This is a genomic window from Pseudomonas amygdali, assembly GCF_002699855.1.
Taxonomy (GTDB): domain Bacteria; phylum Pseudomonadota; class Gammaproteobacteria; order Pseudomonadales; family Pseudomonadaceae; genus Aquipseudomonas; species Aquipseudomonas amygdali.
Map to the genome: position 1 here is coordinate 1 of NZ_LKBW01000068.1, position 13,132 is coordinate 13,132.

The 13,132-nt window shown below is 58.0% G+C and carries 10 protein-coding genes and 3 pseudogenes; 5 read left to right on the forward strand and 8 right to left on the reverse strand.

The window, feature by feature from the left end; genetic code table 11:
• Nucleotides 1–75: 75 nt before the first annotated feature.
• Nucleotides 76–666, forward strand: a pseudogene (locus AO277_RS07010) (hypothetical protein); the annotation flags it as partial.
• A gap of 133 nt (nucleotides 667–799) precedes the next feature.
• Nucleotides 800–1,711: a hypothetical protein gene (locus tag AO277_RS28415; RefSeq protein ID WP_044317951.1), complete on the forward strand. Its 912-nt coding sequence runs from the start codon at nucleotides 800–802 to the stop codon at nucleotides 1,709–1,711.
• 207 nt (nucleotides 1,712–1,918) lie between these two features.
• Here AO277_RS28415 and AO277_RS07020 read toward each other — a convergent pair whose 3' ends face one another.
• From AO277_RS07020 to AO277_RS07050, 7 genes are read right to left on the reverse strand one after another with little or no spacing between them, the layout of a single operon-like run.
• The gene (locus AO277_RS07020) at nucleotides 1,919–3,094 is read right to left on the reverse strand and encodes an MFS transporter (protein ID WP_044317952.1); all 1,176 of its coding nucleotides are present in this window, start codon (nucleotides 3,092–3,094) and stop codon (nucleotides 1,919–1,921) included.
• A gap of 22 nt (nucleotides 3,095–3,116) precedes the next feature.
• Nucleotides 3,117–3,737, reverse strand: coding sequence for a class II aldolase/adducin head domain-containing protein (locus tag AO277_RS07025; protein WP_005732115.1), 621 nt, complete (start codon nucleotides 3,735–3,737; stop codon nucleotides 3,117–3,119).
• 10 nt (nucleotides 3,738–3,747) lie between these two features.
• Complete coding sequence (locus AO277_RS07030; RefSeq protein ID WP_044317953.1) at nucleotides 3,748–5,229, reverse strand: aspartate aminotransferase family protein; 1,482 nt, start codon at nucleotides 5,227–5,229, stop codon at nucleotides 3,748–3,750.
• Nucleotides 5,226–5,909: a class II aldolase/adducin family protein gene (locus tag AO277_RS07035; protein ID WP_044317954.1), complete on the reverse strand. Its 684-nt coding sequence runs from the start codon at nucleotides 5,907–5,909 to the stop codon at nucleotides 5,226–5,228. The genes AO277_RS07030 and AO277_RS07035 overlap by 4 nt, the downstream gene beginning before the upstream one ends.
• Nucleotides 5,906–7,534 carry a xylulokinase gene (locus AO277_RS07040; RefSeq protein WP_044317955.1) on the reverse strand — a complete coding sequence of 543 codons (1,629 nt, stop codon included), beginning with the start codon at nucleotides 7,532–7,534 and terminating at the stop codon, nucleotides 5,906–5,908. Before AO277_RS07040 ends, AO277_RS07035 begins: the two co-directional genes overlap by 4 nt.
• Before the next feature lie 10 nt (nucleotides 7,535–7,544).
• Nucleotides 7,545–8,426, reverse strand: coding sequence for a TorF family putative porin (locus AO277_RS07045; protein ID WP_010210556.1), 882 nt, complete (start codon nucleotides 8,424–8,426; stop codon nucleotides 7,545–7,547).
• A 28-nt stretch (nucleotides 8,427–8,454) separates the two neighbouring features.
• Nucleotides 8,455–8,880 carry a DUF2147 domain-containing protein gene (locus AO277_RS07050; RefSeq protein ID WP_005732110.1) on the reverse strand — a complete coding sequence of 142 codons (426 nt, stop codon included), beginning with the start codon at nucleotides 8,878–8,880 and terminating at the stop codon, nucleotides 8,455–8,457.
• A 163-nt stretch (nucleotides 8,881–9,043) separates the two neighbouring features.
• Between AO277_RS07050 and AO277_RS07055 the strand changes: the two genes are divergently transcribed.
• The 3 genes and pseudogenes from AO277_RS07055 to AO277_RS28980 all read left to right on the forward strand — a co-directional run.
• The gene (locus tag AO277_RS07055; RefSeq protein ID WP_044317956.1) at nucleotides 9,044–9,724 is read left to right on the forward strand and encodes a TetR/AcrR family transcriptional regulator; all 681 of its coding nucleotides are present in this window, start codon (nucleotides 9,044–9,046) and stop codon (nucleotides 9,722–9,724) included.
• Nucleotides 9,725–9,876: 152 nt separating this feature from the next.
• Nucleotides 9,877–11,313: a coniferyl aldehyde dehydrogenase gene (locus tag AO277_RS07060; RefSeq protein WP_044317957.1), complete on the forward strand. Its 1,437-nt coding sequence runs from the start codon at nucleotides 9,877–9,879 to the stop codon at nucleotides 11,311–11,313.
• A 280-nt stretch (nucleotides 11,314–11,593) separates the two neighbouring features.
• Nucleotides 11,594–11,929 (forward strand): annotated as a pseudogene (locus AO277_RS28980) (helix-turn-helix transcriptional regulator); the annotation flags it as partial.
• On the opposite strand, the pseudogene AO277_RS07070 reads toward AO277_RS28980, so the two are convergent.
• Nucleotides 11,925–12,956 (reverse strand): annotated as a pseudogene (locus AO277_RS07070) (condensation domain-containing protein); the annotation flags it as partial. The pseudogenes AO277_RS28980 and AO277_RS07070 overlap by 5 nt on opposite strands.
• Nucleotides 12,957–13,132: the final 176 nt, after the last annotated feature.

Genomic DNA, 13,132 nt, shown 5'->3' on the forward strand with positions numbered 1-13,132 from the left:
CCGAGCTGGTAAAACAAGGGCCTGCCTGACGGCAGGCCCTAACCAGCCCGAACACAAAAAAACTGATACTCCCCAATTGACCGGTATTTACAGGAACCTTCAGAGGCCTTTTACCGACTGACAAGCCTGCTTGCCGGCATCAGCATCTCAATAGAAAAAAACCCGGTTTATGAGCCACAAGCCGCATTTTATCCTCGCACAGAGATACCGCATGCCATACGTAGCGCGGACACAATAATTCGCCTGCAGAGTCGTTTGCCGGGACTTATCGGCAGTCTCGAAAACCTGAGCATTCACGCTGTCTGCAAGCTGTGCCGGATTACCGAAAGAGCGAATAATCAGGGTGTACCTTATCGCGCAGGAATTGAAATCGCTGACAGATCTGAAGCGCCCAAAGCCCAGCGTCTTCACCTGGACGCATTGGAGTTATTTTTTGCCACGCCAGCTAGTCAAGCTTCACCTACTGGTAGCAGTAGACACTATTACCAATGGGCAGTGAGGGCACAATTCATCTTGACCCGCGGAGGAGAGCAACGCTATTTCCCTGCTCCGCCGATCAAGGACCCGACTCAATATAGCCAAGATTGGGCAACGGCCAACTTTAACAAAATCAACCAGCCATTCTGGGCTGACGAAGAAGCTCACAAGGCCTCTTCCAATGATTGATCCGAATGAGCGCCACTACGAAAGCCTGGCCTACCGACCTGGCAATATTCCCGAGCAGGCATCATTGCGCACGGAGCCATATCACTCTTGCTCGGCCCGACTCCCTTGGGGAAAAACTCAACAGACGACATCAATGAAACTCCTTGAGGAGTCCACCCCAGAAAAAATGAGGATCTGGGAGCAAGTAGCGAAAGAAAAAGAGAAAAACAAAACAGCTGGAACCGATATGCCGGCACTCCATCAAGAAGTCGAACTTCACAATAAGTGTGACCACGAGCATTTCAGATTTGCGCCTCTTCCACGCTGGTCACGGTTTTGGCTGATCTCATTACAACTCGGGAAAGGAGGATTCATCGTGCTCTCCCCTTTCATAGTGCTAGCACACCTGTCTCTGATATCGGTATCCCATAAACCATGGCAGGCGGTAACCGTAGACTTACTTTTAGGGGCCTACCCGTTGTATTTAGGTAGCCCTTTACTGCTTTGGCTTATAGGCCACGTTGTCATTTACCATTTCCCTCTGGTTTGGCTCCGCCCCCCAAAAGGCCCACTCTGGGAGCTTAATCGCAGAACCGGTCTGGTCACTATATTCGACTATAAACGCCATCGAAAAGAAGGTGTGATCGACGAATTCGTTGCGCCTTTTTATGAGTTCGATGCCTACATGACCACCACCCATAATCTTCACGGTCCTACCTACGGGCTACTGCTTCAGCATCGCTATGAAGACCGTAAGATCAATTTTCATATGCTGATGAACGCCGACGACTTCCAGCAACGCCCCTGCGCACTCTGGGACTTCCTGCAAAACTACATGGACACCAGCGGCCCGATTCCGGACATTCCACTGTTTGAACCATACCGGCACCTGGATCCGGTCACTGCCAGCTACGATCAGCAGCGCGGTCGCGACCCTCGCTACTGGGTCGACATGGATGACGCCACGTTCAAGGCCGAGGTCGATGCCATGTGGCAGCGGATTTATGCGATCGATACGTTTAGCCGCCCTAACCTTATGGCGCGGTATGTGGATTACGGATCATGAGGTGCCATTTCCCGCCTGCGGTGGATCTGCGCTCGATGTCACAAGCTGTAGAGGCATAGCGCTTTCGGCAAGTGCCCAAATGCGTCGCGGTAGTCTGCATGTCAGCAGCATCACCTGAACGATCCAGGCACCACCAGTTTCAAAACAACTCCGAAAGCGGCGTGCCTTTCAACTGCAATGCCCCCGCCGCCGCTGCTCGCGCACGGTTCAAGCTCTGCGTGCAACGCCAACCCTTCGACTGACTGCCCGCCGGTGCAACAGCGCAACCAGAAACAGCGCCGTGACCGACAGCCAGACACTGACCAGCAGCACCGGTTGAGCGTTGTCGCCTGATACCCACTGCGACGCCAATAGCGGTCCGAATGCGCAGCCGAGCAGTTGCATGCCCGGAATGAGCCCGGCGATGCGTCCCGAGGGGTCGATTTGAAGCGCGATGCGCACCTGAAACGGCGTCAGCATCAGGTAGATCAGGGCAAAAAGACCGCACAGGCCCAGAAATACATTTACGCCCTGATCAGCCGTTGTGTACATGCCCAGCGCAATGCTCGCCAAGAGCAGTGCGGCGGCGGCCAGCATCGAATAGTCAGGCACCCGGCGCACCAGCAAAATGCCCAGACAGCCGCCCAGGACCTGCATGAACAGCATCGCCGAGACAAGCAATTGAGCCGAGTGCGCATCCAGCCCTGCGTGAATGCCCAGCGGTTCCAAGTACGCCCAAAGACCGCCTACCGCCGAGAGCTGCATGAACACCAACATCAATAGCAGCACCTGCTTCAGGTTCCATTTGAAGCCTGATACTTCTGGTTGTTTGTCAGGCTGTTGCGGCAGGCATTTGGGTAGCCAGGCAACGAACAGCACGGAGCCTGCGGTCAGAACTCCAAGAAACACAAAGCCTGCGTAGACGCTTTGATCAGGCAATATCAGGTATGCAAGTGTTGCAGCTATCAGCGCCTGAGCCAGTGTCTGGACCACCATGAACACACCTGCGACCCGATCCGGCGCAGGCCCCTGAACGATCAGGCTCACGGCCCCCCATAACAGTAGCCCCTCGGCCAGCCCCGCCAGCGCGCGTGCAGCGGTCAACGGCCCGTCGCCGGTGACATTGGCCGTGACAAGATCCATTCCGGCAGCGCACAGGATGGCGATGACCGTCAGCAGACGCAGGTTGAGCATCGAGCGCAGCAGGTCGCCCAGCACCACACCGAGCCCCAGCGCGACGATTTCACCCATCGCGACCAGCCCGACACCTTCCAGTGAGACGTGGTCTTGCGCCAGTAATTCGCCAAGAAGCAATGGTTGCAGCCCCACCATCAGTACCGCGACAGAGCCCAGTGCCAATGCGGCACTCAAATGCCTGCGAGTTACAGCGGACGACGTTTGCATGGCATGCGCCTCTTGAGAAGTTTTAGTAACCGCGGGTTTCTGGTGGGATCTTGCCTTCGGCAAAGCACTGCGCCGCCCGCTTCTCGTCTTTCATCAGCCTTCCGTTGGCGACCAGCACCACCCACCAAGGCAGCAGCGTGAGGTGTGTGCCGCACGCCTTGGCCAGGGTGTAGGCTTTCGCGCATTTCTCGAACAATTCTGCGTTGAGCACCATTCGAGGGCCTGTGGTGCCCATCACAACCGGAGTTCCATCGATAACCGCGGCATTGCCGCCACGCGTCAATGCACATGCCAGGGGCCGGTCAGCACTGGCGGGCGACCCCATGTGGCCTATATGACGCGCCTGCTCATCAAATAGAATCGGCAGGACCCCGCCAAAATCGACAAGGCTTTTTGCAAAGGCCCCACCGCCGATCAGGATTGCGCCGACATCGGCACGAACCCTATAGATCGCCGCGTGGGTCTGGCGCTCGTCCTCTGCGGAATCGGACAACGCGACAGCCTGGGGTGCCAGGTCGTCGAGTTTCCCCAGCCACATGCCCTGTTCGCCTGGCAAGCGCAATGAAATACTGCTGTGTGAGTCCACCTGACCCATCATCCGTTCGCGCAGCTCAAACCACTGTTTTCGAAGTAAATCGTGCATGGTGCTCACCTCACACCAATTGAAAAACGGCGTCGAACCGCTCGAGCGCGTCATCAATGACGTCGTCGGTGTCTGCCAGGCTGGTGTAGATACGGCTGCCCGCGAGGGTGATCAGGCCATGAGCGGTATACGCAGCCCCCATCTCCTCCATCATGTGCTTGCGGGTCTTGGCCTCATTGCGAGCCCTCAGCAGCTTGAGCGGATTACTGGTGTCGAGCAGCAGCACACCGGAAGTCTGCAGATGCACGATGGAGCCCATGTTGTAGGCAACATAAGGCAAGCCACGTCGATTGATGATTTCATCAAGTCCTGCGCGCATGCGGTCGCCCGCCCTGCCCGCTAGCGCCGGCGCATTCAGGCGGCGCGCCTCCAGCAGCGCGTAATAACCGGCGACGCACGACAGCGGGTTGGCCGACAGCGTCCCTCCTACGAACGCCCTTCGGGAAGATGTACCAATGCCACCGGCAAGCAGTTGCATCACATCTCTGCGTCCGCCAATGGCACCCGCCATCGGGTAGCCTCCCGTCAGGCACTTACCCAGTACCGTGATGTCCGGCATGACGTTGAAATAAGCTTGTGCGCCGCCCAGACCCGCACGGAACCCGGTGACTACTTCGTCGAAAATAAGCAGTGCGCCAAATTCGTTACACAGTGCACGCAACTGTCGGTTGAAGTCGGCGTGTACCGGGCGTGTGCCACTTTCCGGGCCAAAGGGTTCGACCATAATCGCTGCAGTGCCGCCACGAAGGCGATTGATCTGCAGCCTGCGGCGTAATGCATCCAGATTATTGGGCGGGCTCTCCTGGGTGTTTGCCGTGGCACCTCGCGGAATACCCACCGCCTCCATGCGACCGGTACCCGGCAGGCGCATGCCGTAGACCAGTTGATCGCTCCAGCCGTGATAGGCGCCGCCGATTTTAATCACCCACTTCTTGCGGGTGTAGGCGCGTGCCAGGCGTACCGCTGCCATCACCGCTTCAGTGCCCGAGCCCAGCAAGCGCAGCATGTCGACACCGGGCATCACTTCACAGACCAGTTCGGCGAGCTTGACCTCGTACTCATGCAGCAAGCCGGTCACCGGCCCGCATTCATCGAGAATACGGTTGACCTGTTTGCGAATGGCCGGGTGATTCGAACCCAACAAAGTGGGGCCACCCGCCTGTAGAAAATCGGTGTAGCGGTTGCCGTCGACATCCGTCAGGTGCGCACCTTTGGCCTGGGCGAAGGCCAGCGGAAACGGATAGTTGAACGCAAGATTGTGTTGCACACCTCCCGGTATGACTTTTTTGGCTGCCTCGGAAAGACGCTTGGAGCCCTGACAGCGCTCGTCGAAATAGCCCATGACCTTGCTCATTGCTTCGCGTTTGATCGGGCGAATGGGCTGCTTCACCAGTTCGTCGAACCGGCGGTAGAGGGAATCGACGTCCGGCCATTGCGATACAGCCGATTCGGGAATTGCAGGCATGCTGGCAGGATCAAGAGGTTTGTTCATGATTGAGTCTCTGAAAAAGTCTGAGGGCTGAGTGCGTGCGAGCTGGAACTGGTCAGGGCATTGATCAGGCGGGCCACTGCAGCGCGTGACTCAGGTTTTCCACGGGTATTGACTTTGATCTGGTTGACAAGATGATCACGGCAGAATGTTTCCAGGTCCTCCAGGCGCGTCAGGGTGGTTTCGATATCCGCACCGCAACACAGAACGCCGTGATTGCGCATCAGGTAAACGTTGTGATCCGACCGTATGGCCCTGCCGAGCTTGCCGGCCAGCCAGCCGGACCCGGACGGCGCATAACCCACCAGTTGAATGCGTTTGCCCAGCGACTTCCATAGCGGCGGGTAAGGCACGTCCAGCGCTTTGCCGAACAATGTGCAGGCACTGGCCAGGGGTTGGTGGGTATGGATACTGCAATTGACATCTGGGCGACTGCGCAGGACTTTGGCGTGCAACTCGCTTTCCACCGAAGGCGAACGTTCACCTGACAGTTGCTGCAGATCCTTGAGTCGCAGGACGCAGACATCCTCCGGTCGCATACTGAAATAATCGGTGGCCGACGGTGTGACCGCGATGTGCAGCGCGTCGATACGCAGCGCAAGGTTGCCGCCGGTGGCGGCGAAGAAGCCGCGGCGTGATTGGTGCCGCGACAGGTCGACGATCTGTTGTTGGACATTGTTCATGGTGTCGTCTCCTGCGATGGGTTCAACCTGCGATACAGTGGTGCCAGGCGTTTGCGGACTTCCTTGAACGTGGCGAAGCGGTCGTCATACAGGTTTCGGGTTGAGCGGGCTGGCTCGTACAGTCGATGCGGCCTTTGCATTGTCGGAAGATCGTTGAACTGCAACTTCCCGAGCGCTACTGCAGCGATGAACGCAGCGCCGCGGGCGTTGGTCTGAATAGGATTGTGCGGTTGCTGAATGACCCGCCCGCAGACATCGGCCATGATCTGGCACCACACATCCGATTGCGCTCCGCCGCCGGTGGCGACGATGATTTCGCTCGACTGGCCGATAAACCGCGAGAACGGCTCCAGCATCCAGCGTGTGTTATGGGCAACGCCTTCCATGAAGGCCCGGATAATGTCTTCCCTGGAATGTTCGAGTTTCAGGTTGATCAAGCCGGCACGCAGGCTCGGATCACCAACCGGGGAGCGTTCGCCACACAGCCATGGCGTGTAGATCAGCCCCCGCGAACCAGGCGGCACGCGCGCTGCAATACGGTCAAGCAAGGCATACACATCCGGCTGTTGCTCATCGCTCAACAGCTCGTCCGGGTGGTAAAGCACCTTGTCACGCAAAAACGACAGGTTGGCACCTGCAGCCGACTGCATGGCCATTGCCAGATAACGGCCCTTGACCGCACTGGGAACCGCAGCAATATGGTGGCGAACACTGGATTTCTTGAACGGTACATGAGCGCCTACCCAGGACGAGGTGCCCAGGTAAAGGTGTGGAGCAAAGTCACGTACCGTGGCACCAACAGCCACTGCCGAAGTGTCTACGGCACCCGCAACCACAGGCGTGGATCGAGGTAGCCCCAGTACATCCGCCAGCTCGGGTTTCAATGTGCCAATGACTTCGGTCGAGCCCACCAGCTCAGGCAGTTTGCCAGCGTCGATGCCCAGCGCCCTTATCAGCCCGTCATCGTAGCGAATGCGGTGAGGGTCCCGATTGTCGGTAATCCAGGCGGTCAGCATCGAGTCGCCTGTCGCACAGTAACGACCCGACAACCGCATGTTCATGTAGTCGAGAACATTCAGGAACTTGTGGGTCTTTTCATACCGTGCAGGGTCATGATCAAGGATGTAGGCCATGTGCCCGGCCGAGTCCATCCCGGACAGAGACGCCACCCCGCCTGTCAGTCGCAACGAACGCCAGAGCTTGAGTGGCCCGTAGCCGCCCAGATTGCACCAGCCTCCGCCCATTCGCTGTTTGATGGAGTCGGCGCCGCGCTTGTCCAGCCACAGCAGTGCCCGGCCAATCGCGGCCCCATTGCGGTCGACACAGACCGTGCCTTCGCTTTGCGTGGAGCAACAGATGGCCACGACCTGACGACGTCTGAGCGGGTCGGCTCCCAGTAACTCGTGGGCGCCAAGCATGAAAGCATTCCACCAGTCCTCCGGCTCCTGTTCTGCACTCAAGCCACTGACATGCAACGGCACACCGTGAAACGCCCAGGCACGGATGTCTCCCTCCATGGAGACCAGTGCGCACTTGCAGCCGGACGTTCCCAAGTCAATCGCGAGGACGAGTTGCTCCAGGCCGGTAACCGCCTCAGGCGTCCGGGAAATGAAAAGCGAAGTCATAAAGGTCTACTCAGAATGTGCGGGAAATCGACGCCACCCAGCGATTGCCATCCGTGGTTCGCACATGTCCGTCGTCTTCGGCCATATACAGCTCACGCGCCCGAGTCTTGGTCGTCACCCAGTCGAGTCCCCAGTCAAAGCCCCACCAGTGATGGACCAGACCTACGCCGTAGTCAGCGAAGTTCGCTTCCGAGAAGTTGGCGATCTGCTGATAACCGGCGTGCAGTTTGAGGTTGGTATTGATGCCCAGCGCGTATTTATAATCCAGGTCATACAACATGCTGCCTCGGGAGTTCTGGTCACCCTTGGCGTAGCATTCCAGGCCTTTGGTAGGGTCTTCACGGAACTGCAATTGCGCCCCGCACACGCCACCGCTGTTGGCACCCCGGTAGTTCTTCGACAGCACCCTGGCAATTCGGCCTTCAAGTGCGCCATAACCGATTTCCAGCACGGCAAACTGACTGTTGTAATTGGTCGTATGCTCATCGCCCGGCGTGAAGGTCTCGAAGTCGAAGCGATTGGGCGCTTTGAACTGAGCCCCCGGAAACATCTCCGCCGCCAGCCCTACACCATAGTGCCAGGCATCGGGATCGCCAAAGCGATAACCCCCTGCGAGCAGCACTCCCAGACCATCACCGTCGAGGAACTGCTTCTTGCTGACCGTAGAAAATTCGGCAAGCGCCACCAGGCCTGTTTCATGAGCGACCTGAATGGTTACTCTGGCCCCTGGGCGATTCAGGGAATCGGAAATGCCGCGGGTGCGAATGTCCGAGCTGGCCTTGGCGGTGATATCCACCGCATAGCTCGACATTTCATCGGCGATAGCCAGGGTGCTGCCTGCTGCGGAGCACAATGCTGCAGCCATTACATAGCGAGTTGTATAAGTGCGCATGATTCTCTCCCACGCTGAAGGGCCGGATTTACAATTTGCAAACCGGGGCAGGAGGCAGTGTTGCGATACGCTCGAATTGCTCTGTCTTGCCGAGAACTTCGGTGCCGACAAAAGCCCTTACATTGAGGCGTCCGTCCTTGACCCGGACAGCGCCCTTATATTTTTTCTGATCACGGGGGTCGTACACCCAGCCATCGCGCCAGGCATCCTGGTCATAGCGGGTCAGCTGTAGAATCTGTACACCGCAGTCACTCGACGTCGAGGCAACATCCTTGACCCAGACAACCTGCCCGCAGATGGCGCCTACCTTGTCTGCGCAGTCGTCAAGCTTGACCACGGCGTCTTTTTCCGCCGTCAACCAAAGGCCCTTTGCCTCCAGCGGTCCCGCAGCAGCATGAATACCGGTGGAGCACATCAGAACAGAAGAGAGGAAAAGCCATTGCCGTGCGTTCATAGCGTCACCTTTTTTTATTTTTTGTTTTAACAGACCGAAACACTAACGACGCTTCAGTTATGATAGTCATCGCTACACGATAGTTATAGCTATCATTTTATCGTGGAGCAACTGTTTTTTTCGACCGTCCTGCTGACGCCCCACTCTTTTTTGACAGGTACTTATGGCCAGGCTGAAAACTGAACCCTTTCCTGCGCAGGTCGCAGGCAAAACCGCCGAGCGCAAGAAGCTGCCTGCGCAGCAACGCGCTACTGAAACCTACGAACGTATTCTGGTCGCCACCGCAAACACCTTGTGCGAGGTCGGTATAGAGCGCTTGTCGACCAATCTGGTGTGCGAACGGGCTGGCCTTACACCGCCAGCGCTGTACCGCTATTTCCCCAATAAGTACGCGCTGTTGACGGTTCTTGGCGAACGTTTGCTGGAGAAACAGAACGAGCGGATTGATCACTGGATCACCCCCGAGCTGATCGCAGGTACGCCGCAGGCTCTGGAGCAGGCGCTTGCCGAACTGATTCTGGATACTTACCGGGTTACCGAAGCCACGCTGGGCGGCATGTGGACGCTGAAGGCTTTAAGGGCGGTTCCTGCGCTGGAGCATGTGCGGCTCGACTCTCACCGCAGGGTGTCCAAAGCCCAGGCCACGATCATCGCCAGCGCTATTCCCGAGGCTGCCCCCAAGCAAATAGCAATGGTTGCCCGTGTGGCGGTCGAGATGATTTACGCCACCATCGAATTGCTGTTCGATGAGCCCCTGGACCCTGCGAAGACCTGCGCCATGGTAGCGGCAATGATCGTCAGCCATCTGGATCGCCTTGATCCCGAACCTGCACCTGACAAATGAATACGCGAAAACAGGTTGACCGTTTCGGCCACTTGAACCGGCCGGATCGCCCCTTCATCGGTTGGCGATGGTTCTGTACGGTTACGTGAGCCAGAACGTAATCGCAACACTGCATCTATCTTATAAAAACACGCAGCCACAGGAGCAGCTTCATGAATCAGCCCGCAAGGATCACGCCCACTACGCCGTCTCCCGCTCCGGGGCTAACCGAGCTGTTTGAGGCGCAGAAAGCTGCAGCTCGCTCTCAAGGGGTGCCCTCTTACGCTCAACGAATCGCCGACCTCAACGCCATTCTGCGAGTGGTCAGCGACAATCAGGACAGGTTGCTCGAAGCGGTCAGCGCAGATTTCGGCAACCGCTCGTTCGCTGAGACCAGGCTCGGCGAGTTGATGCCTGTCATCAATGGCATCAAGCATATCCGCTCGCATCTCAAGGCGTGGATGCGGCCCTCCCGACGCAAGGTGAGTATTGTTTTCAAGCCCGCGACTGCCAGGGTCATTTATCAGCCGCTGGGCGTAGTCGGCATTCTCGCGCCCTGGAACTATCCACTGACGCTGACGCTGGTGCCCTTGATAGAGGCACTGGCAGCGGGCAACCGGGTGATGATCAAACCTTCGGAATTGACCCCCAGAACCTCTGAGCTGCTCCGGCAATTGCTGGGTGAAACTTTCTCTGCCGAACAGGTCACAGTGGTCACGGGAGATGCCCTGCTGGCAAGCCAGTTCAGTGAGCTGCCCTTTGACCACCTTGTGTTCACCGGGTCGACCCATGTAGGTCGCCATGTCATGGCGGCGGCTGCGCGTAACCTGACGCCGGTGACACTGGAGCTGGGCGGCAAATCACCGGTAGTGATCTGCGACGACTATTCGATTAAAAAAGCGGCACGGATGCTTGCTATCGGCAAACTGTTCAACGCTGGGCAGACCTGCGTCGCACCCGACTACATATTGGTCCCGCGCGAACATGTAAACAGTTTTGCCGGCGAGTGGCTGGCCGCTGCGAAAAAACTTTATCCGACACTCGAAGGTAACCCGGACTACACCTCGATCATCTCTCAGCGCCACCACGACCGCCTCGTGAGCATGGCTAATCAGGCCCTCTCAAAAGGGGCGAAAGCATGGCAACACGGTGCGTCGGTGTCGACCCTCGAACGTAAAATTGCGCCCATGGCGCTCACGGATGTACCGCTCGATGCGGACCTGATGCAGGAAGAGATTTTTGGTCCGCTGCTGCCGATACTTGCCTATGACTCCCTGGATGAAGCCATAGCCTTCATCAATGATCGCCCCGCGCCTCTGGCCCTTTACTGTTTTTCAAACGACCAGACGTCCGTGAATCAGGTGCTGAACCGGACACAATCCGGTGGTGTGACCATTAATGGCACCATGCTGCACGCGACTCAGGATGATCTGCCGTTCGGCGGCGTCGGGCAAAGTGGCACTGGGGCCTATCACGGCTATGAGGGCTTCGTTCGTCTGTCCCATGCACGCGGTGTTCTCAAGTTGAGTCGCTTCAACATGTCTGACAAGGTCTCGGCACCTTATGGACGGCTGACACGCCTTGTAACCCGCTTCATGCTCGGCAAATAGACGCTTGCCGAGCAACCGCGTCAGGTGACAGGACGTCGCCCCGGCTCGATATGCCCGCCTGCCCTGCCTTTCGAACCGCCAACGATAATCACTGTTTGTGATGACCCAGTATTATGTAACATCAGATCGTTATTCTTGGCTCACTTCAACTAGCCGTGTTCTAAAAGGCATCTAACACGGGCATCTAGCGGCCACATCACCCACGGCCAAGTTGATGTGACCGCTGTTTGCGTTTAACGTCTAAGCTAGTGTCAGCATTTCTGAAATCATGGATGACTCAATGCCACACACACTACTACCCCACATAGGCAGGGCCATAGCCAGCATCGGCAGCGGCCATTTTTCCAGCATGTTCCACAAGCTTATCGATACTCAGCTTGCCGTGGATGCCACCCACCTCTCCTCACTGCCACAGCCATGGCAAACGTTGCCCGCGTCGGCACCCACGGTTTTCAACGAAACGGTGACGTCCTCACCCGGCACCCTGTTGCTCAGCGACTCGATCCATCTTTATCCCGCGCAGGCCTCGGAGAACTTCAGCTGCAAGATAACCGTCTTCAGGGCGCTGCCTGCGCATGAGTTTTCGGACAATGAACGTCGTCAGCTAAGCAGCGTGCGATGAAGGTCTGTTGAGTAAGTACCACCACCGGTGCGCTATCGGTCAGCAAGTAGCCAAGGCGTTCCTCGGGATGCGCCGGAGCCACCGGCACATAGCAGGCACCGGCCTTGAGGATCGCCAGCAGGCTCACCAGCGTGTCCAGCCCGCGGCGCGCAATCACCGCCACCCGATCGTCCGGGCGCACGCCAAGGCTGATCAGATAATGGGCAAGGCTGTTCGCCTGGCGGTTCAACTCTGCGTAGCTCAGCGACTGCTCGCCAACCCGGGCAGCGACTGCTTCAGGCTGACGTGCGGCCTGAGCTTCGATCAGGCCATGAACGGTTTGACCTTGCGGGAAACTCACCGCGCTGGCGTTAAGGCTCTCGAGCAGGTACTCACGTTCCTGCGGACCCACCAGCGGAATATCACCCAGCACCGCGTTTTCATTATTCACCAGTGTATGCAGCAACTGTTCGAAATAGCCGTAATAGCGCTGCACCGTGGGCTCATCGAACAGCGCGGTTGCGTATTCCAGCGTGCCAAACAGCGCATCGCCCTGCTCGCCGAGGTTCAACGACAGATCAAACTTGCAGACCTGACTCTCCTGCTCGACCACGCTCAGCGACAAACCGTCCATGTCCGGTAACGAGGTTTCCCCGGCCAGCCAGTTGAGCGTGGTCTGGAACAACGGGGAGTGAGCCAGGCTGCGGGTCGGCCGGACAATTTCCACCACCTGCTCGAGTGGCAGGTCCTGATGACCCTGAGCCTCCAGTACCCGCTCCCTGACCTGTGCCAGCAATGCATTACCGGTCAGCGCCGAGGGTGTATCGATGCGCACGGCCAGGGTGTTGACGAACAGCCCGATCAGCTCTTCCAGCTCCGCACGACCGCGTCCTGCAATCGGGCTGCCGACCACCACTTCGGTCTGACCGGAAAGACGCGCCAGCAATGCGCCCCATGCGGTCAGCAAGGTCATGTACAGCGTGACGCCTTGCCGTTGCGCCAGCGCTCGCAAGCCTGCCGTCAGTGGACCGTCCAGCCGCACGTTCAGGCTGGCACCGGCGAAGTCCTGCTGCGCCGGGCGGGGCCGGTCGGCAGGCAGACAGCGTCAGTAGCGTCGGTGCGCCTTCCAGGGCTTGTCGCCAATAGGCTGCCTGATGTTGCAAGCGCTCGCCGCTCATCCAGCCCTGCTGCCATACCGCATAGTCGGCGTATTGAATA

Bases quoted from the DNA above. Each gene is read 5' to 3' on its own strand.
- AO277_RS28415 (WP_044317951.1), top strand. From the start codon at position 800: ATGAAACTCCTTGAGGAGTCCACCCCAGAAAAAATGAGGATCTGGGAG.
- AO277_RS07020 (WP_044317952.1), bottom strand. From the start codon at position 3,094: ATGCAAACGTCGTCCGCTGTAACTCGCAGGCATTTGAGTGCCGCATTG.
- AO277_RS07025 (WP_005732115.1), bottom strand. From the start codon at position 3,737: ATGCACGATTTACTTCGAAAACAGTGGTTTGAGCTGCGCGAACGGATG.
- AO277_RS07030 (WP_044317953.1), bottom strand. From the start codon at position 5,229: ATGAACAAACCTCTTGATCCTGCCAGCATGCCTGCAATTCCCGAATCG.
- AO277_RS07035 (WP_044317954.1), bottom strand. From the start codon at position 5,909: ATGAACAATGTCCAACAACAGATCGTCGACCTGTCGCGGCACCAATCA.
- AO277_RS07040 (WP_044317955.1), bottom strand. From the start codon at position 7,534: ATGACTTCGCTTTTCATTTCCCGGACGCCTGAGGCGGTTACCGGCCTG.
- AO277_RS07045 (WP_010210556.1), bottom strand. From the start codon at position 8,426: ATGCGCACTTATACAACTCGCTATGTAATGGCTGCAGCATTGTGCTCC.
- AO277_RS07050 (WP_005732110.1), bottom strand. From the start codon at position 8,880: ATGAACGCACGGCAATGGCTTTTCCTCTCTTCTGTTCTGATGTGCTCC.
- AO277_RS07055 (WP_044317956.1), top strand. From the start codon at position 9,044: ATGGCCAGGCTGAAAACTGAACCCTTTCCTGCGCAGGTCGCAGGCAAA.
- AO277_RS07060 (WP_044317957.1), top strand. From the start codon at position 9,877: ATGAATCAGCCCGCAAGGATCACGCCCACTACGCCGTCTCCCGCTCCG.